The sequence below is a fragment of the Mesorhizobium japonicum MAFF 303099 genome (assembly GCF_000009625.1).
In the GTDB taxonomy this organism is placed as follows: domain Bacteria; phylum Pseudomonadota; class Alphaproteobacteria; order Rhizobiales; family Rhizobiaceae; genus Mesorhizobium; species Mesorhizobium japonicum.
In genome coordinates this window covers 4,682,261-4,708,745 of sequence record NC_002678.2, presented here as the reverse complement: position 1 = coordinate 4,708,745, position 26,485 = coordinate 4,682,261, and the positions used below count along the sequence as shown (strand labels likewise).

Here is a 26,485-nt window from a genome sequence, read left to right as displayed (position 1 = left end):
CTCGATGAGTGCCGTCCTGCCTTCGAGCGCCTCACTGTACGACCGCGTTCGGCGCGTTATCCCACCGATCGAGTGGTCGGTCTTCGTCGAGGATATCGACGCAATCCTGAATCTGAAGCGACAGCGCAATGCGGTCATCCTGGCGCATAACTACCAGACGCCGGAGATTTTTCACTGCGTGGCTGACATCGTCGGCGACAGCCTGGCGCTGGCCCGCAAGGCGATGACAGTCGATGCCGAAATCATCGTGCTCGCGGGCGTGCATTTTATGGCCGAGACCGCCAAGCTCCTCAATCCGGACAAGACCGTGCTCATCCCGGATCTCGGCGCCGGCTGTTCGCTGGCCGAGTCGATCACCGCCGAAGACGTGCGCCTGATGCGGCAGCGTTATCCGAGCGTTCCAGTGGTGACCTACGTCAACACCTCCGCCGCGGTGAAGGCTGAATCCGACATCTGCTGCACCTCGGGCAATGCGCTCGCGGTGGTGAAATCGCTCGGTGCGCCGCGTGTGATCATGCTGCCCGATGAATATCTGGCGAAGAACATCGCGGCGCAGACCAAGGTCGAGATCATTGCCTGGAAGGGGCGCTGCGAGGTGCACGAACGCTTCACCGCGGCCGACATCCGCGAGCTGCGTGAGGCCCATCCCGGCATCAGTGTACTTGCCCATCCCGAATGTCCGCCTGAAGTGGTCGCGGAAGCCGACTTCGCCGGCTCGACGGCGGCGATGTCCGACTATGTCGCGCGGCATAGGCCGGCGCGTGTGGTGCTGATGACGGAATGTTCCATGAGCGACAACGTCGCGGTCGAGCATCCGGAAGTAGATTTCGTGCGCCCATGCAATCTGTGCCCGCATATGAAGCGCATCACGCTCGCCAACATCCGGACCGCGCTCGAGGAGAACCGCCACGTCGTCACGATCGATCCTCATGTCGCTGAACGGGCCCGCTGGGCTGTGGAACGCATGCTCTTTGTATGACGGCGGACATCCATCACATTGGCGGAGCGCCGGTCATTATCGGCGCTGGTATCGCCGGGCTCATGACGGCGCTACACTTGGCGCCGCAACCAGTCGTCCTTCTGTCAAGGACCTCGCTCGGAACCGAAGCCTCGAGCATTCTAGCCCAGGGCGGGCTCGCAGCGAGTCTGGGGGAGGACGACAGCCCCGACCTGCACCTCGCCGATACGCTTGCTGCCGGCGAAGGGCTTTGTGACGAACAAATGGCCAGGCGGGTGGTAGAGGCCGCACCTCAAGCCGTCGAGAATCTCATTCGTCTTGGTACTCCTTTCGACCGCTCGCTAGACGGGAGGCTGCAGCTGGGCCTGGAAGCTGCGCATTCGCGTCGCCGCATCGTGCACGCCGCCGGCGACGCAACCGGCCGCGAGTTGTTTCGGGCGCTACTCGGCGTGGCGCGGCGAACCCGTTCGATCACGATCATGGAAGGCATGACAGCGCTTCGCTTGGTTGTCGCAGAGGGCAGCATTGTTGGCTTGCTGACTGTCCTGCATGGCGCCGTGTTCGCATTGCCCACACGCCGCGTGGTGCTGGCGACCGGTGGTATAGGCGGCCTGTTTTGCGATACAACCAATCCGCTCTCCTCATTCGGGCACGGCCTGGCGCTTGCAGCCTGTGCTGGAGCGGAACTAGCCGATCTCGAATTCGTGCAATTCCACCCGACGGCCCTCGACATTGCGCGCCGGCCAATGCCGCTTGTCAGCGAAGCAGTGCGTGGCGAAGGCGCGGTGCTGATCGATGAGCACGGCCATCGCCTCCTGGCAGACACGCCCGGGGCAGAACTCGCATCGCGCGATGTGGTCGCGCGGGCGATCTCCGATCAGCTCGCAGCCGGGCATGGCGTCTATCTCGATGCCCGACATTGTCTCGGGCAGAAATTCGCAAGACGCTTTCCGGCAATCGACGCTATTTGCAAGCATGCCGGCATCGATCCGGCGGTGGAACCCATTCCCGTACGGCCCGCTGCTCACTATCACATGGGCGGCGTGGCCGTTGACGCCGAGGGGCGAACTTCCGTTAGCGGCCTGTGGGCCTGTGGCGAAGTCGCATGCACAGGACTGCATGGCGCCAACCGGCTTGCCAGCAACTCGCTGACCGAAGCGGTTGCAACCGCCGCCTGGGTGGCTGAAAGCGTCGCGGGTACCTCTGCGGGTTGGCAGTGGCCTAGGCTTCCGGCAACTGTTCCCATCCGGCCCGACCCTTCACCTATTCGCACGATTGTGTCCAATGCGCTTGGCATTGTTCGGAATGGGAAATCATTGTGCGACACGGTCGCGACACTGCTGCCGATCTCTGTTTGCGAGACGGCCGCGGCCGATCCGGCCCTGGTGGCATTGTTGATGGCGATCGCCGCCCTTCGGCGCGAGGAGAGCCGCGGCTCCCACTTTCGATCCGATTTCCCCGGGCGCGATGCCGCCGCCCTCCCCTCACGATTGACGCTCTGCACAGCTTTTGAGAATGCCGTCACGCTCAGATGGCAAGCATCCGAACGGAGCCGTTGACATGACTTCACTTGCACCACTTCCCCAGATCATCATGGAGCCCATCGTGCGTTCTGCCCTGCTTGAAGACCTGGGCAGAGCCGGCGACATCACGAGCGATGCGATCATCCCCGCCGATTGCAAAGCGACGCTGGCGTTGAATGCCCGGCAGGCAGGCGTTGTTGCCGGGCTCGACTTGGTCATGTTTGCCTTCCTGCTGGTCGATCCCGGGATCAGCATCCAGCTGCGGTGTCCTGAGGGCGGCAAGGTTTCGGCCGGCCAGACCATCGCGATCGTAAACGGGCCGGCGCGCAGCCTGCTGACGGCGGAGCGGACGGCGCTCAATTTCTTATGCAAACTCAGCGGCATCGCGACGGCAACGGCTACGCTCGTAAACGCGGTGAGGGGCCATAACGCAAAAATCGTGTGCACACGCAAAACGACGCCCGGCCTGCGTGTCCTGGAAAAGTATGCGGTACGAGCGGGCGGCGGTGCCAATCACCGCTTCGCGCTCGACGACGCCGTGCTGATCAAGGACAACCACATCGCCATTGCCGGCGATATCCGCACCGCAATCGAGCGGGCGCGCCGCGCCATCGGTCACATGGTCAAGATCGAGGTCGAGGTCGACAGGCTGGACCAGTTGGAGATCGCGCTTACAGCGGGCGTCGACGCCGTGCTCCTCGACAACATGTCGGTCGAGGACCTTGCGCAGGCTGTGGCTATGGTCGGTGGCCGCGCGATCACCGAGGCTTCGGGCCGGGTGACGCGGGCGAGCGCCCCGGCAATTGCGGCGACCGGCGTCGACCTCATATCGGTCGGCTGGCTTACCCACAGCGCGCCCATCCTCGACATTGGTCTCGACATGCCGGCCGACCGAAATTGCAACAGGCATCTGAACTGATGGAGAGGACATGAACCGGGATCGCAGGAACTCCTTTGGTCGCAGGCTAACCTGCGTCAGCACGTCCCAGGTTCCACCAACAGCCGACGCAAGCCTTCTCGGCGCCAGGCGACACGCTTCAACAACGGAGGCGGGAGGGACGGACCAGCAAGGCACAGAAAGCCGCGTCGCAGCCCTTGGCGTCATCATCTGCCGACTCGACGAGATGCGCCAGTTGGCGGCCTCTCACGGGCTGGAACTTCTGGGTTATCTGCTGGACGTCGCCTTCACCGAATCCTGCGACGCGATCAGAAAGGAGCATTCCTGTGCTCAGAGTAATATAACGGAAACCGTAATCCCCACGGATGACGTGAGTTGAGCCTGCGGGCAGCAGTTGGAGAGTCCGCTCAAGAGCGCCACCAGTCGCGTTTCGATAGAAGACTTCCCGCTGGCATGCGCCTGGTCTTCAGCATCCACTGCAACGCTCCAGGTCAAGGACGGAAGATTATGGAGAACAAGATTTTATGAACGAACTCAGCCCAGACCTGACCTCGGATCCAATCGGTTGGGCGCTTCCCCCTTGGACGCGAGCGGAAGCCCAAGCGCTCCACGACGCGCCATTCAACGACCTTTTGTTTCAGGCGCAGACCGTTCACCGGCAGAACTTCGATCCCAACAAGGTCCAGCTGAGCCGGCTTCTCAGCATCAAGACCGGCGGATGCCCGGAGGATTGCGGCTATTGCAGCCAATCGGCACATCACGAAAGCGGGTTGAAGGCGTCAAAGCTGATGGAGGTCCGGCGCGTCATCGCCGAGGCGACCAAGGCACGCGATGCCGGCGCCACCCGCTATTGCATGGGCGCGGCCTGGCGAAACCCGAAGGCGCGCGACATGGACGCGGTGGTGGCGATGGTCGAGGGTGTCAAGGCACTCGGCATGGAGACCTGCATGACGCTCGGCATGCTCGATCTTGAGCAGGCCGCTCGTCTGAAACAGGCCGGTCTCGACTACTACAACCACAACATCGACACCTCCGAGCGCTATTACTCAGAGATCATCTCGACCCGCACGTTTGCCGACCGGCTGGATACGCTCGCCAATGTCCGCGACAGCGGCATTAAGGTCTGTTGCGGCGGCATTGTCGGCATGGGCGAAGAGCCGGTGGACCGGATCGACATGCTGGTGACGCTGGCCAACCTGCCGGAGCATCCCGAAAGCGTTCCGATCAACATGCTGATCCCGATCGAGGGCACCCCGCTGGCCGAGGCCAAACCCATCGAGCCGATCGAATTCGTGCGCGTGATCGCGCTGGCCCGCATCATGATGCCGAAGTCGCACGTGCGTCTTTCCGCCGGCCGCACCGCCATGACCGATGAAATGCAGGCGCTGTGCTTTTTTGCCGGCGCCAACTCGATCTTCGTCGGCGACACACTGCTGACGGCGGACAATCCCGGCGAAGACAAGGATACTCTGCTGTTCCAGCGTCTCGGCATCGAGCCGATGGAAATCGGCACGCAATGAACGAGGCACTTCTTGTCCGGTATGACGCGTCCTTGCGCGGACTGGCGCGCAAGGACCGGCTGCGCACACTTGCACCGCGCGCCGGGCTCGACTTCTCGTCGAACGACTATCTCGGGCTTGCCGCCTCCAAAAGACTTGGCGAAGCGGTGGCGGCGGCGATTGCGCGGGGGACGCCGGTCGGCGCGACCGGATCGCGGTTGTTAAGGGGCAACTCACCGGAGCACGAGGCTCTGGAGGCAGACGCCGCGGCGTTCTTCGGCGCCGAACGCGCGCTGTTCTTCGGCAGCGGCTATATCGCCAACTTCGCTCTGCTGACGACGCTGCCGCAAAAGGGCGACCTCTTGATCCTCGACGACCTTGCTCATGCCAGTATGCATGAGGGGGCCCGCGCTGGCCGCGCCGAGTTCAAGCTCGCCGCGCATAACGACATCGATGCTGTCGAGGATGCGATCACCCGCTGGCGCGCCGAAGGCGGCATGGGCCGCATCTGGATCGCGGTCGAAAGCCTCTACAGCATGGATGGCGACCGCGCCCCGATGGCCCGCCTTATCGCGCTTGCCGATCGGCACGAGGCATTCCTCGTCGTCGACGAGGCGCATGCCACCGGCATCTGGGGACCGAACGGCCGCGGGCTGGCCGCCGCTTTCGAGGGCCGCGACAACACTGTCGCACTTCACACATGCGGCAAGGCGCTCGGCGCGTCCGGCGCACTCGTCACCGGGCCGGGAACGCTATGCGACTATCTCGTCAACCGCTGCCGGCCATTCATCTACGCCACCGCGCCGTCGCCTCTGATGGCGGTGGCAGTGCGCGAAGCGCTGGCCATGCTGTCCGACGAGCCCCAACGCCGTGTCCAGCTGCAGGAGCGCGTAGCCTTCGCGGGCCGCCAATTGGCCGAGCGCTGCGGCGTGAAGCCCAGCGGCTCGCAGATCCAGTCCTTTGTCATCGGCGACAACAGGCGCACCATGGCGGTGGCGGCGGCGCTGCAGACGCGCGGCTTCGACATACGCGGCATTCGTCCGCCGACCGTACCCGAGGGCACATCGCGACTGCGCATTTCGCTGACGCTCAACGTCGACGAAGCCGACATTTCGGCCATGGTCGGGGCACTCGTCGAGGTGCTGGCCTCGGCATGACCAAGCGCATCGTTATCACCGGAACGGATACCGGCATCGGCAAGACGGTGTTTTCGGCCGGGCTCACCGGCCTGCTCGACGGCTTCTACTGGAAGCCGGTGCAATCGGGGCTCGACGAGGAGACTGACAGCCAGGTCGTGGAACGGCTCGCCGGCCTGCCGACGGGGCGGGTGCTGCCCGAAGTGTATCGCCTGAAGGAGCCGCTGTCGCCGCATCGTTCAGCCGAACTCGACGGCGTCGCGATAGACGTGGCAAAGCTCTCGCTTCCGGACTTGCCGGGCCCGATCGTCATCGAAGGTGCTGGGGGACTGATGGTGCCGCTCAACCGGCGCACCAAGTTCATCGACATATTCGCTCAGTGGCGGGTGCCGGTCATCCTATGCGCCCGTACCAGGCTCGGCACGATCAACCACACGCTGCTGTCGATCGAGGCGCTCAGAGCCCGTTCCATCCCGCTCATCGGCATTGCCTTCATCGGCGATGAGGTGGCCGATACGCAGAGAACAATCGTGGAATTCAGCGGCGTGCGCCAGCTTGGCAGGCTGCCACACATCGATCCGCTGACGAGTGAGACGCTGCGGGATGCGATGGTTGCCGGCTTCGACCTCACAGCGATCGCAGGAGGCGAATGATGCCGCAGTCCCGTGTGTGGCATCCCTTCACCCAGCACGCGCTCGAGCCCGCCATCCCTGAAATCGCCCGGACGGAAGGCGCCTACCTCTACAAGGCCGACGGCACGCGCATCCTGGATGCCATTTCCTCCTGGTGGGTCGTCACGCACGGCCACCGCCATCCCCGCATCATCAAGGCTATCGAGACGACCGCGTCTAGCCTCGTCCAGATCATCTTCGCTGGCTTCACCCACGAGCCGGCAGAGCGCCTGGCCAAGGCACTTGTCGGCCTCGCTCCCGCCGGACTCGACTGGGTGTTCTATTCCGACAGCGGCTCGACCTCCGTCGAGGTCGCGCTGAAGATGGCGCTCGGCTATTTCCGCAACATCGACGCGCCGCGCTCGCGCATCGTCGTCATGGAGCACAGCTATCATGGCGACACCATCGGGACGATGAGCGTCGGTGCCCGTGGCGCGTTTAACGCCGCCTACGAACCTTTGCTGTTCGAGGTCGACACCATCCCCTTCCCGGCCGCGGGACGCGAACAAGAGACGCTGGATCGGTTCGAGGCAGTTGCCCGCGACCGGCGCACGGCCGCGCTGATCGTCGAACCGCTCGTGCTAGGCGCCGGCGGCATGCTGATGTATCCGGCCTGGGTTCTGGCCGAATTGAAGAAGATCGCAGAAACCTCCGGCACGTTGCTGATCGCCGATGAAGTAATGACCGGCTGGGGGCGGACCGGAACCATGTTCGCCTGCGAGCAGGCGTCCATTTCTCCGGACATCCTATGCACGTCGAAGGGCTTGACCGGTGGCGCGATCCCTTTGGCGGCCACGCTCGCCACCGATGCCATCTTCCAGGCCCATTATTCCGAAGACCGTAAGAAAACCTTCTTTCATTCGAGCTCATACACCGCCAATCCGATTGCCTGCGCGGCAGCACTCGCCAATGTCGAGATCTGGCGCGACGAGCCGGTGGCCGAGCGGGTCGCGGCTTTGAGCGCGAAGCAGGCCGCCGGGCTGCAACGCTTCCGGGACAACCCATATTTCACCGACTGCCGAGCCACTGGCACGATCGCTGCCCTCGACCTGCGCACCGGTTCCGCCGGCTATCTCGCCGAGATTGGTCCGAAACTGCGCGCGTTCTTCCTCGAGCGCGGCCTGCTTGTTCGTCCGCTCGGCAATGTCCTCTATCTTCTCCCGCCCTATTGCATCACCGGCGGCGAGTTGGACGCACTCTACGACGCGATCGAGGAGGCCGCCGAACGCTTCGGGTCTAGGCCATGAGCAAGTCGTCGCGCATTCTCGGGTTCGGTCATCATACGCCTGGGCGCAAGGTGGCGAATGCCGAGATCGAGAACAATCTCGGCCTCGAGCCGGGCTGGATCGAAAGGCGTACCGGAATCCGTTCGCGCTTCTGGGCAACGGACGGAGACACGCTGTCTGGTCTTGCCACGCAGGCTGGCGACATCGCGCTGGCGAACGCCGGTATTGACCGCAGCGACATCGGGCTGCTGTTGCTTGCCACCTCGACACCCGACCACCTTCTGCCGCCCAGTGCACCCTTGGTCGCGCACAAGCTCGGCCTTGGCCGCGCAGGCGCGGTCGATCTGACCGGCGCCTGCGCCGGCTTCGTCTATGCGCTGATGTTCGCGGACGGGTTCACCCGCCTGCACGGCAAACCAGCGCTGGTCATCGCCGCCAACATCCTCAGCCGCCGCATCAATCCAGCCGAGCGCGCGAGCTCAGTCCTTTTCGCCGATGCCGCCGGCGCCCTGGTGATCGGTCCTTGCGAGGATCCCTATCAGGGTATTCTCGGCGCTTCGGTGGATTCCGACGGCTCGCGCTACGGGCTGATCCAGATCCCGGCAGGCGGAAGCAACACCCCGTTCCATGGCGAGCTCGATCTCGAGCAGACCCGCATGACGATCACCGACGGCCGCGAAGTGTTCGCCAAGGCGGTTGAGATGATGACTGCCTGCTCGCAGGACGCACTCGCGGCGGCCCGGATGCGGCCGCAGGACATCGATCGGTTCGTACCGCACCAGGCCAATGCCCGCATTTTCGATGCGGTCGGGCGAAACCTCGGCATCGCCGATGAAGCGATCGTCAAGACGATCGCCGAGTATGGCAACTCTTCCGCCGCGACGATCCCGCTCTCGCTGTCGCTCGCCCATCGGGCGGCGCCGTTCCGGCCGGGGGAGAAGGTTCTTCTGGCGGCCGCGGGTGCGGGTCTTAGCGGCGGTGCGCTCGTCGTTGGAATTTAGCCGCGCGAACCGAACTGCCAAGACTGACCTTGAACGATGAATACAGGGACAACGACCAATGCGAAAACTAGTCGCCGGCAAGCTGCACGGCATCCACGTCACAGAAGCGAACCTCAACTACCATGGTTCGATAACGCTCGACCCCGACCACTGCGAGGCAGCCGGGATCCTGCCGATGGAATTCGTGGAGATATGGAACAAGAATTCCGGTGCGCGGATTTCGACCTATGTCATCCTCGGCGAGCGCGGCTCACGGTGCTGCATCCTCAACGGAGCGGCGGCTCGCACCTGTCAGCCCGACGACCCGATTATCGTCTGCAACTCCATCTACCTGGACGAAGCGCATATCACTTCGCTGAAGCCGCGCATCGTCACGTTCGACCAGGATAACCACATACTCGACCGCCTGAGCTACTCCGTCGATATTGACACAGACGGCCGTTACAGTTTCGCCATTCTTGACGAGGCGGATGAGCCTTTGGTCATTCCTGCCCTGGTCTCCGGGGCGTGAGCCGCGCTCCACAGATGTGCGAGCCTCGGCACTGAAGAGCGTCTGGTCCAAGACTCGACGAAGTTGCTGATGCTCAGCTTCGAAAGGCTGATGCCCACCACGCCTTGGGCACCGTGGGCCTTCGTGGGATGGCGCAATGTCTCGCAGCTGCTGATCCGCGAACAGCGGTTTGCATGTCTGACCCTTGTCTCAGGTTACTTGCGGTGGCGGCTTGCAAATTCTTGCTGCTTTCTCAAGCGCCGCGGCCGGGTCCTTGACGACCTGGCTTTTCATGATCTTTGCCGCCGTGTCGATCAAGCAGGCTACCGTCTTCCGCATCGGCAGCGGTGCCAACCATCATCGCGAATATGGCTAGCCGAACGGCCGCAAGCAGCATTGAGGTGGGCCTTCGGCAAGTGTTTCCCGCCGGCGCCAAGGCTCACCAGCCATCCGACGCCTGATCCGGTTACATATCAGGTTCGTCGATCGGTGGCTTGGCAGCAAGACCGAGCCTGGCTCGTTGGCCATCGGCGTAATTTTCGGCGGGAAACTGTGTCTTGAACCGAAGAACTGTCAGTTTGCCGTCCTCGACAATATGAACAACCCATCCCCCACCACAACGCTTGACGCGCACGTCATTAGGTTCGCCAGCCACCATTGCTGCCCCTCATTTTCGTCGCCCTTGGGCTGAGACTGGAAGTCGTTCCTGCACATCGGAAAACATAGGACCTTACGTAACGTCAAGCCCCGATTTTGGGATAGCCGATGCCTTGTCGATTTCAGGGTGACGGCGATTCTGGTCCGCAACGTCCGTGAGTGCTCAAATCGATTTAGATGCGCAGATTTGCATGTTAATTCAGCCTTGTTATCCACAGCTAACGTGAATGGGAACGCGTATTCAGTCCGAGTACCTCTGCAAAAAATCTGCCGCTCTGGTGCCTCAGCGCGATCACCCGGCAATCGCCGGAAACAGTCTTGTCCGCCCGCCAAGCTCGGCAGCCAACATCTCGAGCTTTTCGACACGCGTGCCGTGCAGGCCGACGGTTGCGCACTGCGCGTGCAGCGTCCGCGCCACGGCCTCGCCGATTCCACCATTTGCTCCGGTGACGAGCGCGTTGCGGCCGGTCTTCCACGGAAGCGGTCACTGGCGGCCATGCGCCTTTCAGATATTATCGGATACAGCTTTGGACAGGCCATCGAGCCGAACTCGAAGGGCTCGCTTAACCTTCCGGGTAGCGGTACGTCGACGTCGCTTCAACAGTTGAGAATTTTGCAAAGGATGGGGCCCCGGCTTGTCCAGCTTCCGCTGCCACTTGGCGCATTCACCGAGGCGGTCCAAGGGCACGTCCTTCACAATCGTGATCCGGCAAGCATTTGGAAACGAGAGATAGAGTTACTGGAGGCATCTCGCATGCCTTCTACACTTGCTTGAACGCCAGAACTGCGTTCATGCCGCCCATGGCGAAAGCGTTGCTCAGTGCCACGCGCACCTTGCGCTCGCGCGCCACATTGGGCGTGACGTCGAGATCGCAATCGGGGTCTGGCTCGCGATAGTTCGCGGTCGGCGGCACAATGCCCTCCTGGATCGCCATCACGGAGGCGATCATTTCAAGTGCGCTCGCTGCGCCCAGGCAATGCGCGTACATGGACTTGGTGGACGAGACAGACATCGAATAGGCATAGTCTCCGAAGACGCGCTTGATCGCCGCCGTCTCAGTCTGATCGTTGGCCTTGGTGCCGGTGCCGTGGGCGTTTAGGTAGTCCACGTCCTCCGCATTCAGCCCGGCGTCGGCAAGGCAAGCGCGGATCGCGGCCTCCGGCCCCTCGACAGACGGCGCGACGATGTGGAAGGCGTCGCCGGAAAGGCCGATGCCTGCGATCTCGGCAAGGATTGTGGCACCGCGCACGGCGGCATGCTCATAGCTTTCCAGCACGGCCATGCCCGCACCCTCGCCTATCACCACTCCCTTCCTGTCGGCGGAGAAGGGCCGGCACGTATCTGGAGCGAGCGCGCGCATTGCTTCCCATGCCTTCATCTGAAGGCATACGAGCGGCGCTTCGGCGCCTCCGGCAAGCATCACGTCGGCCCGGCCGAGCTTGATCTGATCCGCGGCCGAAGCGATCGCATGGTTGGCTGATGCGCATGCGGAGGCGATGGCAAAGACCGGGCCGCGCAGGCCGAGACTCATGCTGACCTGGCTGGCAGCGGCGCTCGGCAACCCCCTTGGTGCAGTGTAAATGCCAGCACGCGTCGCGCCGCCCAAAAGGAGGTCACGGTAGGTTTCTTCGACCGTTCCCCAGCCCCAGCCGCAGACGCCCACTGTCGCGCCGAAGCGATACGGATTTCCCTTATCGCAGGAAAGTCCGGCGTGCTGCATGGCTTCACGCGCTGCAAGCACAGCGAGCAAGCTGTGGCGGTCCATGGAGACGAGCTGGTTGCGGCCGATGTCGTGCTGGGGCAGCTCCTTGATCTCGGTACCGACAGTCCCCTTCATCTCATGAAGCGCGGAAGTGACCATCAGGCGGATGGCGGAGCGACCTTCGCGCATCTCTTTCCAGATAGAGGCGGCGTTGTTGCCTAGCCGCAAAGCCCCCCTATCCCAGTAATGACGACTCGCCTGTCCAATCAGACCTCCTTCGCGAGCAAACCGCGGACGGCTTCCACCATGTCGCCGACATTCTTGAGATTCGACCAGGCGTCAGCCGCGTCATGTCGATCTTGATGTCGTAGGCCTGCTCCACATCCCAGAGGAGATCCGCCAGACCCAGCGAATCGACTCCGAGCGAGGTCAGTTCCGTGGCAGTCGTTATTTCGCCGATGGTGGACACACTCTCGCCGCTCTCCGATTCGACGCGGTTCCCTGTTGCGCCGCTTTCGGTCGCGTGGCTCAGGGGCTTCGCAGCCCCGCCGGGAATGGTCATCAGCCGCTTCACGCCTTCATCCGCGAGAGCCGAGCGGGCAACATCGCGTTCGATGACCTGGAGGTGGGACCAGATGATCCGTGAGGGGAACGCCACGCCGGCCTGGCTCGCCAATGACTTCAATGCCAACCGTCGGCATAGAGCGGTCCGGTAAGCTTGGCGCCATTGTCATTGGCGAAGCCTTCGGCGAGCACCTCGATTTCGTCGAGGCCGGCCGCGATAGCCCGCTTCACCCGAGCGGGACGCAGGGCAGTGGCGTTGCGGACAAAAAAGCCCGCGGCCCGCGCCCGTCATCCCGTTTTGCCAAGCGAAATGTCGTCGAGGTCCTCTTCGATCACCCCAGCCGCGTATAGCTGATCGAGCAAGTCGGCGACTGCAAGGACGCTCGCTCCGTCCGTGGCCCGCATAATCAGCTCCGAGGCTGTACAGTTCCCGCTCGCGATTAGATGGCCAATGGGAATCGGAACCACCCCGTCGAGCACTCGATGCTCACTGTTGCGTGAGCGGAGATGGAAGCAGTGGTCCCCTGCCTCGTATTGCAGGTCTCCGCGGAAGCGAATTGGCCGGTTGGGAGGGGGGCTTTCGAGCATATTCTCGTCGATGATGCTATCGAGACCTTCCCGGAACTCGTCGGGCGTGCTGAAGAAACGTTGAGCCACGATTCGGTACCCGAGAGGCCAGCGTTCGCTACCCGGTACCGGCGTCACCAGTTGTAAACGTCCCTGCCGCATGTTCACGAGAAAGCCAGAAACACAGGCGATTGTCGTGGGACAGCCCTCCGGCACGGCGATTGCGGCGTCTTTGCCGGCTGCCCTGAGTTTCTCCTTCCGCGCTCGTGCGCGCCCGGTGAAAGCCTTTGCGGTCGGCCCGTCCTTGCCCTGCAGGATGAGTTCGACCCCCATCAGGTCCTCGGGCGAAAACGCCGCGTGTATCTGATTAAGATGGTCCGTGCTTAGCACTGAGAAACGATTGGTCACGCGACCGTAGCGTTCGAACAGTTCGAGCACGCGGTTGGTGAGTGCCTGATCCTTGAGCGGGGCCGCCGTCGTCGTTTGTGGCAATTCGCCCGTGATCTGATGGTAGTCGAACAGAAAACGGTCGTACTCCGGGTTGTCGATCGGGTCTGTGGCCCAGTAACAGAAGCCAGTGCGGACTGCCGAACCAAACATTTCGCTCGCCGCACGGAGCACGCCGCGCCAAACCTCTGCATGCTCCTCAGTGTATTCATAGTAACCTTTGAAGGTACCCGCCGAGAGGCCACAGAACCAGCAACCGACGGTGCAGCCTTCGCTCAGCTCGAAAGCGATGACAGAGTGCGCGATTGACGGCGCCAATTCGCCCATTTCGTCGTTACAGCGCCGGATTTGGCGCTCGCGCCAGGCATGAAAGCGAGGATTGATAGTCGACATTTCGCCTTGGCCGCGCAGGAGGTCGCGATGGCGCAACATCTCCCGCGTATACTCATCCCACATCATAGCCAGCGGCCACGGGGCAGACTCCGGCTTGAAGCGATACTTCAGGTAGTCACCGCACCAGAGCGGCAGCATCTCCATTGGGTCAACTTCGATGCCGTATCGCGCGGTCACTATCCGAGGGTTGTCGAGGTTCTCGGAAAGCGCCGTACGGAATTTCCCATCACCGGCCAGCCGCTCCATGAAGCGCTTGATATGTGACAAACTGCGCCGTTCCTTAGGCGTGCGCCGATCAAAAATCTGCCGCCAGCGTTCGCTCCGGGGGTAGAGATGAGCCCTTGCAGCGGTCCCTTGTCCGCCTGATGGCATTATCTCGTTGACAAGCTTTGCGATCATGTTCTCTTCAGACCGGCTCCTTCGAGCCAATGCGATCAGAGCTAGCTCGCGACAGCTACAACTATCACAACAACGACAACGACCGCGACCGCGACCGCGACCGCTGCAGTTTTTCCATCGACTTTAACAGGGCTCATGGACGTACACGGAGCGCAATTAGCCAACGCATTGGTGTGTACAAGGCTGGTCAAGGTCGAAACACTCGAACCACCCTTGCGGCCCGCAGTCGCGCGAAGCTTCTTGCTATTTGGTTTTTCTCGGCTGTTCGATCGGATAAAACCTTTAACCTCGTCGAGTGTGATGTTGTAGTCGAGGTCCTTTGCAAATTCTACAATCGATGCAAGCCCTCCAGCACGCCGTTTGAGGTTTTCAAGCGGACTGCCTTTTTTTCCCAACTCGTTGATGAATCGCTCTACGTCAGCTCGCGCCATAGCTAATTCCCGCCTCTGCTCAGTGTCCGAGCTATCCAGCCATCTCGCTCTCACAAGCGATCGGCTGATGTACCAGCAAGCTCCGTACCAACCTCACATCTCTGATTTTCGGCTTGGCCAGCATTTCCATACTGGCGCTGCTCCCTCTCGTCGTCCGGAATCAATTGAAGAGCGGACGGATCGTCTACGGCATTTTATTGGCGGCTTCGGCACCGGTGCTTTCATCGCGGGCATGAGCAACGGCTACCTGAGGCGAATCACGCCTCAAAACAAGCTGGTGGCGTTCGCCTCTGTCGCTTGGGCAGCATGCTCCCAAGCGACAAGCGTGTCGCGCTTGCGACAATTACGGTGCGACTTATCCTAGACGGCCGCCCACCGCCCCAGAATAATCCATTGAATTCAAGCGTGTCTTACTGGCACAGCTCTTGCCTAGAAGAGGCGAAGCGGTTCATTTCCATCGCTTCGGCTACGTTTTTCGAGGCTTTCGAAAGAGCTAACCATCAGCAGTACATCTATGAACAGCTTAATGACGGCGACGGCCTTAGCTACGGCGACCGCCATGACGGCTTCCGCCCAGCCCCAGATGACCACCATCGCCAAGGCGATCCGTTCCAACCCCAACGAGGCTCCTAACGATGCCACCGACCCCCGCGCCTATCTGAACGAGGTCGACGACGACGAGGCGATGACCTGGGTCAGGGCGCATAACCTATCGACCGTCAATAAGCTGTCGAAAGATCCGCGCTACAGACAATACCAAGCCGACATTCTGAAGATCCTACAGGCCACCGATCGTATTGCTTCGCCCGGCCTTGCGCAAGGCGACATGATCGACAACTCTGGCAGGACGGGACGCACGTGCAAGCCTTGTGGCGGCGTGCGAACTGGGAATCCTACAGGTCAGGCAAGCCGCAATGGCGCACCATCCTCGATGTCGATGCACTGTCCAAGGCCGAGGGCAACCTGCAGGGATACGCCCGCCGTTACGCCCTCGAATACACCCACATGTCTCAAAAACTCATGGACAATAGTGCGCAAGCCTTAGGACCGTGTGGATTGAAGCGAGATGAAGCCGGCGGCGAGGGCGGAGACGTGGCGCGCACTACGGGTGGAATCGAACACCTGCACCAGATGCGCCGACCAAATCCGCCCTTCGCCAACAGCGCCCCAATAAAGCGCACCCGTGCGCGCTTCCATGGAGACTATTCTACACAGGCTAATTGGCACGACGGAAATACAAGTTGCGCCGCGACAGTTGAAGATCAGAGACATAGGAGAGCGCGGCAGGTATGGAGCTAACATCAAGATGAGAAACGGCTATGCTACAGACAAAACATAGCGAGGCGTGCCTGCCTTGGTATTTCAATTATCCAACTGCACCGCAGTTCTCCGCAGCGATCGGCGCGGAGGCCTATGGGGAATGGCTCGGCGGCCTATCGGCTAACGATCCCGTATCGCTCTATATCCATATTCCGTTCTGCCGGTCGATGTGCTGGTATTGCGGCTGCCCTACTACCATCACCCAGCGGGACCCGCCGAACCAAAATTACGTGGCGGCGCTGCGCGGCGAGATCCATTTGGTCTCAGAGCTAACGCCGCAGGCGCTGCCCGTGAGCGACGTGCACTTTGGCGGCGGAACGCCCACGCTCCTTGAGCCAACGGAATTCCTCGCCTTGACGGAGCTTCTACGCCGCCGCTTCGCGTTCAGGCAAAAGACCGCCATCGCCGTCGAGATCGATCCGCGCACGTTCACCGCGGAGATGGCCGAAGCCTTAAGTGCAGCCGGGGTGAACCGCGCGAGCCTCGGCGTGCAAAGTTTCGACCCCAGTGTTCAAAAAGCGATCAATCGTATCCAGAGTGTAGAGCAGACGGCGACTGCCGTCGAAAACCTGCGCCAGCAGGGAATAAACCGCATTAACATCGATCTCATCTACGGTCTTCCCAATCAGACGATGCAGTCCTGCGTCCAGACCGCCACGGTGGCGGTGGCGATGCGCCCGCAGCGGATTGCCGTGTTCGGATACGCTCACACGCCGTCTTCTAATAAACATCAGCGCCTCATCGAAAAGGCAGGACTACCGGACAGCGCTGCCCGCGCCGAACAAGCTGCGGCCGTCGCCGAGACGCTGGTTGCTGCCGGCTACCGAGAGATTGGGGTCGACCACTTCGCCTTGCCGGACGACGAGCTCGCATTGGCTCAGAAAACCGGTCGCCTGCGGCGCAACTCCCAAGGTTACTCTGCCGACACCTGCAAAACCCTGATCGCCTTTGGTGCGTCGGCTATCGGGCGTGTTGGAGAGGGTTACGTCGAGAACGCAGGCGCGCTGGAGGCCTATAGTCAGCATATCGCAGCTGGTCGCTTGGCAACGTCGAAGGGCTACCGTCTCATCGGCGAAGACCGCGTCCGAGGCGCAATCATCGAGCGACTGATGTGTGATCTCGAGGCCGACGTACCGGCAATCTGTGCCGCCCACGGATTTGATTGGACCCATTTTCTCGATTCAGCTGAGCGCTTGGCGATGCTGGCCGACGACGGGATAGTGGACGTCGAGAATGGCTTCATCCGCGTGCGGCATGGCCATCGCATTTTGCTTCGCTCTGTTGCTGCCGCGTTCGACGCTTATCTCGACCAATCGTAGTGAGCCACAGCGAGTCACCATGAGCGGAGGCCTGAGAAGGTCGACTGTTGCAATCCGCTGTGGATCGGAAGTCCTTTGTGTACCCGTTTTTGCAGCACCGTGATGTTCAGTGCCCTGTACGAGCAATGCCCGCGTTTCCGGATCACGAGGGGTATTTGCAGCGCTCGAAACGCCGCTTTGGTTCAGTGCGAACACGAGGAATGGTCGGCATGTTCACTTCTATAGGGGGAGATGGCCACCTTACTCTGCTCCGTGAACCCTGGGACGTCATCGCGCTTTCGGCAGGCGTTCAACGAATACGAATCCTAGGTGTTAAGGACATCCCATGGCATTCAATATTGCGATCTATCTGAATCGTATCGGCCTTGCTCGAGTGCCGACAACGGTCGACGGTCTTGTTGCCCTTCAGCAGGCTCAAATGCGCGCGATTCCCTTTGAAAACATCGATGTGCTGTTGGGTGATATACCCAATCTGACTGAGAATTCGATCTGGGCCAAACTGATCAATGCCCGGCGAGGGGGGTATTGCTTCGAATTGAACAAGTTGTTTGGCTTGGCGCTCGAAGCACTCGGTTTCACGATCCAGCCCATCCTTTGCAGAGTGCGTATGGGTGCTGCGGAGGGTGGGCCACGCACACACCAGGCATTCATCTTAACCATCGAGGGCGTCGACTGGCTCGCCGACGCTGGCTTCGGTGGTCCAGCACCGATTGCACCGCTACGGATCGATACAGAGGAACTGCAAACAGCTGGCCGTGACGTGTTTCGCCTGCGAGCTGACTCCGCCAGCGGAGAACTCGTCGTTGAACGCAAGAACGGGAATGAATGGTTCCCTCTTTATGGTTTCGATCGAGCCACCGCCTTGCCCTCAGATTTTGAGGGCGCCAACTTCATCTGCGCTCGCTGGGACCGTTCGCCGTTTCCATCCAGCCTCATGATGAGCGTGCTGACAGCCGAAGGGCCTGCGAACTTGTTCAACAAGGATTTCAGCTTGATTCGGAACCAAATTGAGGAAACAGAAACCCTCAAAACGAAGAGCGAACTGCAGCGAGTCTTGTCCGATGTTTTTCGGCTGCACCTTCCTCGGTCCACGATTGATTCGTTGTGGGAAAAGCTTGGGTCGCGTGGACGGGTATAGGAAAGAAGGCCGTCAAGCCTTGCACTGCGGCGGTTTTCAGCAGTCGGATTTGCCCTTTTTGCAGGCACCGTGTGTGGCATCACTCGAAGCCCCATACGTAAATGACCCTGCTCGCTTAAGACCGCTCACCAGCCGTCAGCGGTGGCAGCCAATCGGCAGCTCTAACCATGATCTCCGAATTGGAAAGGTGAGCGTCGGTTACGGTGTCGCCACAAGCGATCAAGCATACCAGTCGACCCAGCATCAGGCTGCGCTGCCGTGTCCACCGCGCGCTACTAGCGCTCACCAGATCGGCTGGATGAGAACCTTCCATGCCCGGTCGGAGACCTATCGCGCGGCGCAAGCATGCATCACCGATGCGCACACCCGGCATCCACATTCTCGATTTTGGGGCAATGGAACGACCGCGTCATCCGATGGGCAGTTCTTTCGCGCGAGCGACCGAGCGGCGAAGCGCGGCGACGTCAATCTGCACTATGGCAGCGAGCCGGGCTCGAAGTTCTATAGCCATCTGTCAGATCAGTACGGCTACTTCAGCATCCTGCCGATCAGCCCGACCGAAAGCGAGGCAGCCTATGTGCTCGGTGGGCTGTTCGACCAGGACACGATCCTCGACATCCAGGAACACTTCACCGATACGGGCGGCGCGAGCGATCACGTCTTCGGGCTGTTTGCCCTGATCGGCAAACGCTTCGCGCCGCGACTACGCAACCTCAAGGACCGGAAGTTCCGCACGTTCTCCGAAGCGATGAGCGCTCCTTTTGGCGATGCAACCCGAGGTTAGGGATGAATTGCAAAAGGCTCAAGACTGTTCGGCTTGCCGTCGATTCCGGCCGACTGCTCGGCCGTTAATTTCACATAATTTCACATTCCAAATAAGACACAAAAGTCGGCCCAAAGCTTACGGCCGAAACGCGCGTAGGCAGTGGGATTGCGCCGTAAATGGGGGTCCGGCTTCCGCGCCGATTCCACATCTTTTGCCCTCCGGTCCGTCCCCCCGCCCGTCTTGACTAAGTACGAACCTACAGCCTATCTCACGATCATCTTAGCACTCCCCAATAGCGAGTGCTAACCACCCTCCGGCAACGGAGAACCTTTCAACCTGCGCACCAGGGATAGTAAAAATGGCACAGTCGAATTTGCGGCCGCTTCATGACCGCGTGGTCGTTCGCCGAGTCGAATCCGAATCCAAGACCGCCGGCGGGATCATCATACCCGACACGGCAAAGGAAAAGCCGCAGGAAGGCGAGATCATCGCCGTCGGTTCCGGCGCCCGCGACGAAGCCGGCAAGCTCGTTCCGCTGGACGTCAAGGCCGGCGACCGCATCCTGTTCGGCAAGTGGTCGGGCACCGAAGTCAAGCTCAATGGCGAAGACCTTCTGATCATGAAGGAAGCCGACATCATGGGCATCATCGGCTAACACGCCGCTGCCTTTCATCCGTACCATCCAATCTGAATTTCGGGCGAAATGCCCAGGAGTACAAAATGGCTGCCAAAGACGTGAAATTCTCTCGTGATGCCCGCGAGCGCATGCTGCGCGGTGTCAACATCCTCGCCGACGCGGTGAAGGTGACGCTCGGCCCCAAGGGCCGCAACGTCGTTATCGACAAGTCGTTCGGCGCCCCGCGCATCACCAAGGACGGCGTCACCGTCGCCAAGGAAATCGAGCTTGAAGACAAGTTCGAAAACATGGGCGCTCAGATGGTCCGCGAAGTTGCTTCGAAGACCAACGACATCGCCGGTGACGGCACCACGACCGCAACCGTTCTGGCGCAGTCGATCGTCCAGGAAGGCCACAAGGCGGTTGCTGCCGGCATGAACCCGATGGACCTGAAGCGCGGCATCGACCTCGCGGTTAGCGACGTCGTCTGGACGCTGATCAAGAACGCCACGAAGATCAAGACCTCGGAAGAGGTTGCCCAGGTCGGCACAATCGCCGGCAATGGCGACGAGTCGGTCGGCAAGATGATCGCGGAAGCGATGCAGAAGGTCGGCAACGAAGGCGTCATCACGGTTGAGGAAGCCAAGACCGCCGAGACGGAACTCGAAGTCGTCGAAGGCATGCAGTTCGACCGCGGCTATCTCTCGCCCTACTTCGTCACCAACGCCGACAAGATGGTTGCCGATCTCGAGGACGCCTACATCCTGCTGCACGAGAAGAAGCTCTCGAACCTGCAGGCGATGCTGCCGGTTCTCGAAGCCGTCGTGCAGACCTCGAAGCCGCTGCTCATCATCTCGGAAGACGTCGAAGGCGAGGCCCTGGCCACGCTGGTCGTCAACAAGCTGCGTGGCGGTCTGAAGATCGCCGCCGTCAAGGCGCCGGGCTTCGGTGATCGCCGCAAGGCCATGCTGGAAGACATCGCCATCCTCACCGGTGGCCAGGTCATCTCGGAAGACCTCGGCATCAAGCTCGAGAACGTCGGCCTTGACATGCTCGGCCGCGCCAAGAAGGTGTCGATCTCCAAGGAGAACACCACCATCGTAGACGGTGCCGGCAAGAAGGAAGAGATCCAGGGCCGCGTCGCCCAGATCAAGCAGCAGATCGAGGAGACCACCTCGGACTACGACAAGGAGAAGCTGCAGGAGCGTCTCGCCAAGCTCGCGGGCGGCGTTGCGGTGATCCGCGTCGGCGGTGCGACGGAAGTCGAAGTCAAGGAAAAGAAGGACCGCGTTGACGATGCGCTGAACGCGACACGCGCAGCCGTCGAAGAAGGCATCGTTCCCGGCGGCGGCGTTGCCCTGCTGCGCGCTTCGCTGAGCATCAACGCTGTCGGCGCAAACTCCGACCAGACCGCTGGCATCAGCATCGTGCGTCGTGCGCTGCAGGCTCCGGCCCGCCAGATCGCGGCCAACGCCGGTGCGGAAGCCTCGATCGTTGCCGGCAAGATCCTTGAGAACAAGGGCGCGACCTTCGGTTTCAACGCCCAGACCGGCGAATATGGCGACATGATCGCCATGGGCATCGTCGATCCGGTCAAGGTCGTGCGCACGGCTCTCCAGGACGCGGCCTCGGTCGCCGGCCTGCTGGTCACCACCGAAGCCATGATCGCGGAGGCTCCGAAGAAGGAGTCGGCTGGCGGCGGCGGCATGCCTGGCGGCATGGGCGGCGGCGGCATGGGCGGCATGGGCGGCATGGATTTCTAATCTAGCCTCTATCAGCTTTCGGATACCGAGAGGGCGGCACCGACGCCGCCCCCTTTTTTTTGGGACGGAGCCGGTCGGAAAAGGTTTGGGCTCGCGTGATATTGTCGTGCGCGCGCCTACACGGCCACACTACATCGTCGCAGTGGAGCTTTCGGGTGGCGAACTGAACAAACATGGCTTTTTGCGCGACCATCAAGACTTAGCAGCGCTTAAGCCACTACATCGATGGCACGTTCGACCATGGCGGTCGGTTTTCGATATGCCTGATATGAGCGGCCGTGGAAGCCGCTCAAAGAATGATACCGCAGTGCTGTTGCCAACGTCGGCGGTTTCGATGATCGACTCCGCCTATGCCAGCTCTTCACGAGCTCTATCCGCGCTTGCCTGTTATGGAGCGAAAGCCTTAGCGCGACTCGTGATTGAGGCTGTCATTGCTATGGGCTAATCAGTCGGGAAGCTGCGCTTGCAATGACGGAGGGCCGGAACGATTTCGTCCGATCATCTGGCACAAGTTGTGCTTATTAGTACGTTGCGAAGCTAGTAACTTAACCATGAAGGGGGACGACGGTTTGACCGTGACACAGTCGCTGACGAGACGTCTCAAAAATCCCGAGCTATTTGACGATCTGGCCGGTGTGCCTGGTCGGAAGGCGGAGCAATCCACGAGGCGTTTTTCGGTGTTCAATCCCTCAACGGGCGAGCTGTTGGCTGAGCTTCCAGATATGGATGTCCGGGACGTTTCCAAGGCAATCGATAAGGCTGAAGCTGCGCAGGAACATTGGGCGGCGCTCACCGCGCGCGAGCGCTCCGACATCTTATGGGAATGGCACCAACTGATCCTCGACCACAGCGAGGATCTTGCAGCCATTTTGACGGCTGAAATGGGTAAGCCGCTTGCAGAGGCGAAGTCTGAAATCGCCCATGCCGCAGCCTACCTCCAATGGTATGCCGAGGAGGCCAATCGCATCTATGGCGAGACGATTTCGCCGCCTTCTAACGACAGGCGTATGCTGGTAATCAAACAGCCGATCGGTGTTGTCGGCGCCATTACTCCTTGGAATTTTCCCGCCTCGATGGTGGCTCGCAAGATTTCGCCTGCGCTTGCCGCCGGCTGCGCGATTGTTCTGAAACCCGCGGAGCAAACACCGCTTGTCGCGGGTGCTATGTTCACGCTTGCCCGGATGGCAGGTTTTCCCGATGGCGTTCTAAACTTGATCTACGCATCGGAAGGCGATGCGGTTGGGCGTGAACTTTGCTCGAACCCGAAGGTCCGCAAGATCAGCTTCACTGGGTCGACCGAGGTCGGGCGGCTACTCATGAGGGAGTGTTCGGATCAGATCAAAAGAACCAGCTTCGAACTTGGTGGTAACGCTCCTTTCATTGTTTTTGATGATGCAGACGTCGACGCTGCCGTCGATGGTGCGCTACAGGCAAAGTTTCGGAATGCAGGCCAGACCTGCGTTTCAGCCAATCGGCTTTACGTACAGTCCAGCGTGTATAATGAATTCTGCGACAAATTCACCAAGCGCGTCAGTGCATTGCGCGTCGGTGACGGTTTCGAGCCAGAAGTTGCGATCGGTCCCCTGATCGATAAGTGCGCGCTTGCAAAGATTGAAGATCATATTCGCGATGCTGTGCGGCAGGGTGGGAAGATCCGTTGCGGTGGCAACCGTATCGGCGAATCGGGAACCTTCTTCGAGCCCACGGTGATCACCGACGTCGAAAGGACAATGCGGGTCGCTCAGGAAGAAACCTTCGGACCGCTGGCTCCCATAATCCGCTTCAACGATCCCGACCAGGTGGTGCGCGAGGCGAATGACACGATTTACGGTCTTGCAGCCTACTTCTACGCTTCCAATCTAAAGCGCGTGTGGCGCGTGGCTGAAGCCCTCGAATACGGAATGGTCGGCATCAATACGGGACGCATGTCATCCGAGGCCGCACCCTTTGGCGGAATGAAGCAATCAGGGATCGGTCGTGAGGGGTCGCGCCACGGCCTCGAGGATTATCTCGAAATGAAGTACCTGTGCATGGGTGGGCTATAATCCCACAGCATCCGCGTCCCATTGACTTCGCCCTGATAATCCGCCGCGGCCATCGATGGAATGGTGGCCTTCGATCAAGGCCCAGCGTAAAACCTTGATGCTGTCATCCTTGCCTTCGGCCGCGTTCACCGATCCCTGATTGACACTTGCTTGCCATGTGCCGCTTCAATCCGCCGGGAGTGGTTTGTCCTGTCTCGGCCGCGACAGATCAGGGTGCTGGTGCGCAAAATCTCCGTCCATCCGACAGCCGGCGAGCCTTCGATCACAGTTCTACCGTCTGGTCGAATGGCGGCATCTTAAGCCTTATTGCAGTCCTAGCTTCCTCTTCAGTTCCGCGTTCTCTGTGCGTAGGCGTTCCGCGAGCAGGCTCTTCAATCGCTTGTTTTCTTTCTCGAGGGCGACCAGGTCCTTCAGATCGTCGCCATCGGATCTAGGCGCCGCGGCCTTCTTCCAGTGATAATAGGTCTGTTCCGATATACCCGCCTGCTTTACGGCGCTCTTGAGAGTGGTGCCGCCGCTGATCGACGTCTCGACCTGAGCGAGCATTTGGGCGCGCTCTTTTCCGGAGTAGACCTTCCGGGCGCTCCGCACGGCCGCTGCTGTTGCTGTTGCTTCCGCCGGGGACGCCGCATTGGCGCCATTCTTGCGACCAGGATCAGTCTTGGCCTTCCGCGAAGGTTGGGTTTTCTTCTTCGTTTCCGGCGTCCTTCCTTTGGGAGCGTGTTCGGTTGCAGCTTCTACTGATTCAGCTTCTAGGGGATTTGCCATGAGATACTCCGCTCGCGGTTTGTGGGCGTGTTCAGCATCAAGGGCTATGACATTAGAGTCAATCAGCCGACGATTTGGCAGATCCATATCTTTGAGCTCCCTTGTTGTGTCGGCTATAGCCGCGGAGAGATCGACATCGCTCCAGATGGAATGGCCCCGTTTTTGATAATTGCGCTTTTGTTTGACCTCCACAGTGAACGGTCGGGTCTGCCGCCTCATAGTTTCTTCCTTGTTAGAACGAATTGCACAGGAGGTCGCGGCTGACGATGACTGAACAACTGGCGCTTCCTCTGTTGCGCCGAGCTATATGGATGAGATAGCCCGAGAGCAAGCGGCACTTGCGGTGTGCATTGACAAATGCTCGGGCCACGTCGCTGGCTGGCCGCAGCTTTGTTTTCATATCGATGCGTTTGCAGAGCTGGAACAGCGGCTCGCGCGTCGCAACGCCATCGAGCACGTTTTGAAGGGGTGGATCTGAAGGCATCCGGTTTCTGCTGGGCGCACGCCAGCGGCTCGCGGAATATTGTCCGCGATGGCTCGATCAGGTGGTTGCGAGCTTGTCAGCGGATCTAAAGCGGGGGTAGGGGGTACATGTAACGACACATCACGACACAGTCGGCTAGTCGGAGCGTCTGATCGACGTGGCCGGCAAGGCGGGTCATGCTGTCGTGACGCAAGTGGGCGTCGACGGGTCAGGTTTTCATTTAGCGTTTCAATTGAATTCGGAAATGAAAGTCCCCCTAGCTTTCCAGTTGGATAGGCCTCGCCGGAAGTCATGATCGTCTCGTCCCAGTGAAGGTCGCAATCATTCGTGATTGCGACCTTCGCTAGCCAGCTCCGGCCAATCATTGCGGGAGGATATGCAATACAGGTCGAGGCGTTGTCGGCGTTTCGGCGGGTAAGACGGGATAGGCGACCTCCGGTACTTTTCCGGTCAGCGAATTAAGGAAGGCAACGAGCAGGTCGACTTCTTTTTCCGTCAATTCTTGGCCGAGCTGGGTGGTCCCCATAATGGCGACGGCCTGTTTCAGATCCCAAACCTTGCCCGAATGAAAGTATGGCGCGGTGAGTGCTACGTTGCGCAACGGCGCCACGCGGAAAACATAGGAATCGTCGGCTTCATGGGTCACGGCAAATCGGCCTTTGTCGTTTTCCGGCAGGACATCGGTGTTGGGCTTTTCAACGAGGCCGAATGGGGAATAGCCCTCCCCACCCACGTTGATACCGCCGTGGCAGGACGAGCAGCCTTTGTCCATGAAAAGCGTCAGGCCCTGTTTCTGTTCGGAAGTCATAGCGGCGTCATCGCCGTTGAGGAAGGCATCGAAGGGCGCCGGTGTGACCAGTGTCGCCTCAAAGGCTTCGATTGCCTTGGCGACGTTTTCGAAGGTGACGCGATCGGCTTCGCCCGGGAAAGCTGAATTGAACCACTCGACATATTGCGGCATCGACTTGAGCGTGGCGATGAGTTGACCTGGTGTGTTGGCCATTTCGACAACGGCTTGGATCGGTGCCTTGGCCTGAACCTTCAGGTCTTCAGCACGACCATCCCAGAACTGCGCTATGTTGAAGACAGCGTTCAGTACCGTCGGCGCGTTGCGCGGTCCCTTCTGCCAACCATGGCCGATCGAGCTTTCTTGATTGTCGTCGCCCCCGGTGGCCAAGTTGTGGCACGAATTGCACGACAAGACGCCTGACGCCGAGACGCGTGGATCGAAGAACATTGCCTTGCCTAGGGCTATCTTCTCCGGTGTGATCGGGTTGTTGGCGACTGTCGGCGTGATGGATGGTAGAGGCTTGAAGGTGGCCCGTGCTGTTTCTCTGAGGTATACGGGGATCGTTTGCGCAGCAAAAGCGATGGCCGGCAACGCGACAGCCACCGTAGTGAATAGGATTTTCACAAGTGATCTCCCTGCGTTTTGCACGGAAGCCATTGTTGATATGCGGTTCGTGAACGCCTTGCGCTAAAGGCGGCAATCCTCTTTGAATAAAATCGATTCTGACGCGGACCTGACATATTGTCTTCCTTCGTTGCATTGCGCGATATCACCCACGATGAACGCCAGTCGGTATCTCCTGTCGCCTCTCGAGAAGCATCAAAAGTCGTGCCAACTGAGCAGAAGGAACCTCCGGGGATTTTCTGGTCATCATTCAATAGGTTGAAGGAATTCGCAGCAAAGCGCAGCCCTA

22 protein-coding genes and 6 pseudogenes are annotated in these 26,485 nt (G+C 60.5%); 18 read left to right on the top strand and 10 right to left on the bottom strand.

Annotated features, from left to right (window positions below; all coding sequences use genetic code 11):
- Positions 1–4: 4 nt before the first annotated feature.
- The 9 genes from nadA (at position 5) to panD (ending at position 9,423) form a co-directional block, all read left to right on the top strand.
- On the top strand, positions 5–979 hold the full coding sequence (nadA, locus tag MAFF_RS23900) for a quinolinate synthase NadA (protein ID WP_006333927.1): 975 nt from the start codon (positions 5–7) through the stop codon (positions 977–979).
- The gene (locus tag MAFF_RS23895) at positions 976–2,517 is read left to right on the top strand and encodes an L-aspartate oxidase (protein WP_010913549.1); all 1,542 of its coding nucleotides are present in this window, start codon (positions 976–978) and stop codon (positions 2,515–2,517) included. The genes nadA and MAFF_RS23895 overlap by 4 nt, the downstream gene beginning before the upstream one ends.
- A gap of 1 nt (position 2,518) precedes the next feature.
- Complete coding sequence (gene nadC, locus MAFF_RS23890; RefSeq protein ID WP_010913548.1) at positions 2,519–3,400, top strand: carboxylating nicotinate-nucleotide diphosphorylase; 882 nt, start codon at positions 2,519–2,521, stop codon at positions 3,398–3,400.
- 503 nt (positions 3,401–3,903) lie between these two features.
- Positions 3,904–4,899 carry a biotin synthase BioB gene (gene bioB, locus MAFF_RS23880; RefSeq protein ID WP_010913547.1) on the top strand — a complete coding sequence of 332 codons (996 nt, stop codon included), beginning with the start codon at positions 3,904–3,906 and terminating at the stop codon, positions 4,897–4,899.
- On the top strand, positions 4,896–6,035 hold the full coding sequence (locus tag MAFF_RS23875) for an 8-amino-7-oxononanoate synthase (RefSeq protein ID WP_010913546.1): 1,140 nt from the start codon (positions 4,896–4,898) through the stop codon (positions 6,033–6,035). Before bioB ends, MAFF_RS23875 begins: the two co-directional genes overlap by 4 nt.
- Positions 6,032–6,667, top strand: coding sequence for a dethiobiotin synthase (gene bioD, locus MAFF_RS23870; RefSeq protein ID WP_010913545.1), 636 nt, complete (start codon positions 6,032–6,034; stop codon positions 6,665–6,667). Before MAFF_RS23875 ends, bioD begins: the two co-directional genes overlap by 4 nt.
- Positions 6,667–7,932, top strand: coding sequence for an adenosylmethionine--8-amino-7-oxononanoate transaminase (locus MAFF_RS23865; RefSeq protein ID WP_044551210.1), 1,266 nt, complete (start codon positions 6,667–6,669; stop codon positions 7,930–7,932). Before bioD ends, MAFF_RS23865 begins: the two co-directional genes overlap by 1 nt.
- Positions 7,929–8,912, top strand: coding sequence for a beta-ketoacyl-ACP synthase III (locus MAFF_RS23860; RefSeq protein ID WP_010913543.1), 984 nt, complete (start codon positions 7,929–7,931; stop codon positions 8,910–8,912). The genes MAFF_RS23865 and MAFF_RS23860 overlap by 4 nt, the downstream gene beginning before the upstream one ends.
- A 58-nt stretch (positions 8,913–8,970) precedes the next feature.
- Complete coding sequence (gene panD / locus MAFF_RS23855) at positions 8,971–9,423, top strand: aspartate 1-decarboxylase (RefSeq protein ID WP_010913542.1); 453 nt, start codon at positions 8,971–8,973, stop codon at positions 9,421–9,423.
- Positions 9,424–9,868: 445 nt separating this feature from the next.
- Here the strand turns inward: panD and MAFF_RS37965 are convergent, their stop codons facing one another.
- Both MAFF_RS37965 and MAFF_RS39210 read right to left on the bottom strand, forming a co-directional pair.
- Positions 9,869–10,060, bottom strand: coding sequence for a hypothetical protein (locus tag MAFF_RS37965; protein ID WP_010913541.1), 192 nt, complete (start codon positions 10,058–10,060; stop codon positions 9,869–9,871).
- Between the two features lie 303 nt (positions 10,061–10,363).
- Positions 10,364–10,528: pseudogene (locus MAFF_RS39210) on the bottom strand (SDR family NAD(P)-dependent oxidoreductase); the annotation flags it as partial.
- Positions 10,529–10,690: 162 nt separating this feature from the next.
- Here MAFF_RS39210 and MAFF_RS41465 point away from each other — a divergent pair.
- A pseudogene (locus tag MAFF_RS41465) lies at positions 10,691–10,834 on the top strand (LysR family transcriptional regulator); the annotation flags it as partial.
- Here MAFF_RS41465 and MAFF_RS23850 read toward each other — a convergent pair.
- From MAFF_RS23850 to MAFF_RS37955, 4 genes and pseudogenes are all read right to left on the bottom strand, one after another.
- Positions 10,821–12,028: pseudogene (locus MAFF_RS23850) on the bottom strand (beta-ketoacyl-[acyl-carrier-protein] synthase family protein). The pseudogenes MAFF_RS41465 and MAFF_RS23850 overlap by 14 nt on opposite strands.
- Positions 12,029–12,324, bottom strand: a pseudogene (locus tag MAFF_RS23845) (acyl carrier protein).
- A gap of 290 nt (positions 12,325–12,614) precedes the next feature.
- Positions 12,615–14,132 carry a radical SAM family RiPP maturation amino acid epimerase gene (locus tag MAFF_RS23840; protein WP_010913536.1) on the bottom strand — a complete coding sequence of 506 codons (1,518 nt, stop codon included), beginning with the start codon at positions 14,130–14,132 and terminating at the stop codon, positions 12,615–12,617.
- Between the two features lie 41 nt (positions 14,133–14,173).
- Entirely contained in the window at positions 14,174–14,563 is a 390-nt protein-coding gene (locus MAFF_RS37955) for a hypothetical protein (RefSeq protein WP_080511923.1), read from the bottom strand.
- A 104-nt stretch (positions 14,564–14,667) separates the two neighbouring features.
- Here MAFF_RS37955 and MAFF_RS37950 point away from each other — a divergent pair.
- Positions 14,668–14,873, top strand: a pseudogene (locus MAFF_RS37950) (MFS transporter); the annotation flags it as partial.
- A 119-nt stretch (positions 14,874–14,992) separates the two neighbouring features.
- Here the strand turns inward: MAFF_RS37950 and MAFF_RS40725 are convergent.
- Positions 14,993–15,178 (bottom strand): hypothetical protein, encoded by a 186-nt coding sequence (locus tag MAFF_RS40725; RefSeq protein WP_193364021.1) that lies wholly within the window; start codon positions 15,176–15,178, stop codon positions 14,993–14,995.
- Here MAFF_RS40725 and MAFF_RS40720 point away from each other — a divergent pair.
- On the top strand, positions 15,090–15,608 hold the full coding sequence (locus MAFF_RS40720; protein WP_341872726.1) for a hypothetical protein: 519 nt from the start codon (positions 15,090–15,092) through the stop codon (positions 15,606–15,608). The genes MAFF_RS40725 and MAFF_RS40720 overlap by 89 nt on opposite strands.
- Here the strand turns inward: MAFF_RS40720 and MAFF_RS40715 are convergent.
- Positions 15,605–15,760: a hypothetical protein gene (locus MAFF_RS40715; protein WP_244420596.1), complete on the bottom strand. Its 156-nt coding sequence runs from the start codon at positions 15,758–15,760 to the stop codon at positions 15,605–15,607. The genes MAFF_RS40720 and MAFF_RS40715 overlap by 4 nt on opposite strands.
- Positions 15,761–15,882: 122 nt before the next feature.
- On the opposite strand from MAFF_RS40715, the gene hemN reads away from it, so the two are divergent.
- The 6 genes and pseudogenes from hemN to MAFF_RS23805 all read left to right on the top strand — a co-directional run bounded on the left by hemN (position 15,883) and on the right by MAFF_RS23805 (position 23,530).
- On the top strand, positions 15,883–17,202 hold the full coding sequence (gene hemN, locus MAFF_RS23830) for an oxygen-independent coproporphyrinogen III oxidase (RefSeq protein WP_010913532.1): 1,320 nt from the start codon (positions 15,883–15,885) through the stop codon (positions 17,200–17,202).
- A gap of 325 nt (positions 17,203–17,527) precedes the next feature.
- Positions 17,528–18,340, top strand: a complete 813-nt coding sequence (locus MAFF_RS23825; RefSeq protein WP_010913531.1) for an arylamine N-acetyltransferase family protein — start codon at positions 17,528–17,530, stop codon at positions 18,338–18,340.
- Positions 18,341–18,608: 268 nt separating this feature from the next.
- Positions 18,609–19,100 (top strand): annotated as a pseudogene (locus MAFF_RS23820) (Tn3 family transposase); the annotation flags it as partial.
- A 364-nt stretch (positions 19,101–19,464) separates the two neighbouring features.
- A complete protein-coding gene (gene groES, locus MAFF_RS23815) occupies positions 19,465–19,761 on the top strand; it encodes a co-chaperone GroES (RefSeq protein WP_010913529.1) in 297 nt (98 codons plus the stop codon).
- Positions 19,762–19,826: 65 nt separating this feature from the next.
- The gene (gene groL / locus MAFF_RS23810) at positions 19,827–21,485 is read left to right on the top strand and encodes a chaperonin GroEL (RefSeq protein WP_010913528.1); all 1,659 of its coding nucleotides are present in this window, start codon (positions 19,827–19,829) and stop codon (positions 21,483–21,485) included.
- A gap of 551 nt (positions 21,486–22,036) precedes the next feature.
- Entirely contained in the window at positions 22,037–23,530 is a 1,494-nt protein-coding gene (locus MAFF_RS23805; RefSeq protein ID WP_010913527.1) for an NAD-dependent succinate-semialdehyde dehydrogenase, read from the top strand.
- A 303-nt stretch (positions 23,531–23,833) separates the two neighbouring features.
- Here MAFF_RS23805 and MAFF_RS23800 read toward each other — a convergent pair whose 3' ends face one another.
- Positions 23,834–24,517 carry a transposase gene (locus MAFF_RS23800; RefSeq protein WP_080511922.1) on the bottom strand — a complete coding sequence of 228 codons (684 nt, stop codon included), beginning with the start codon at positions 24,515–24,517 and terminating at the stop codon, positions 23,834–23,836.
- Positions 24,518–25,143: 626 nt separating this feature from the next.
- Positions 25,144–26,229, bottom strand: coding sequence for a cytochrome-c peroxidase (locus tag MAFF_RS23790; RefSeq protein WP_010913525.1), 1,086 nt, complete (start codon positions 26,227–26,229; stop codon positions 25,144–25,146).
- Positions 26,230–26,485 lie beyond the last annotated feature (256 nt).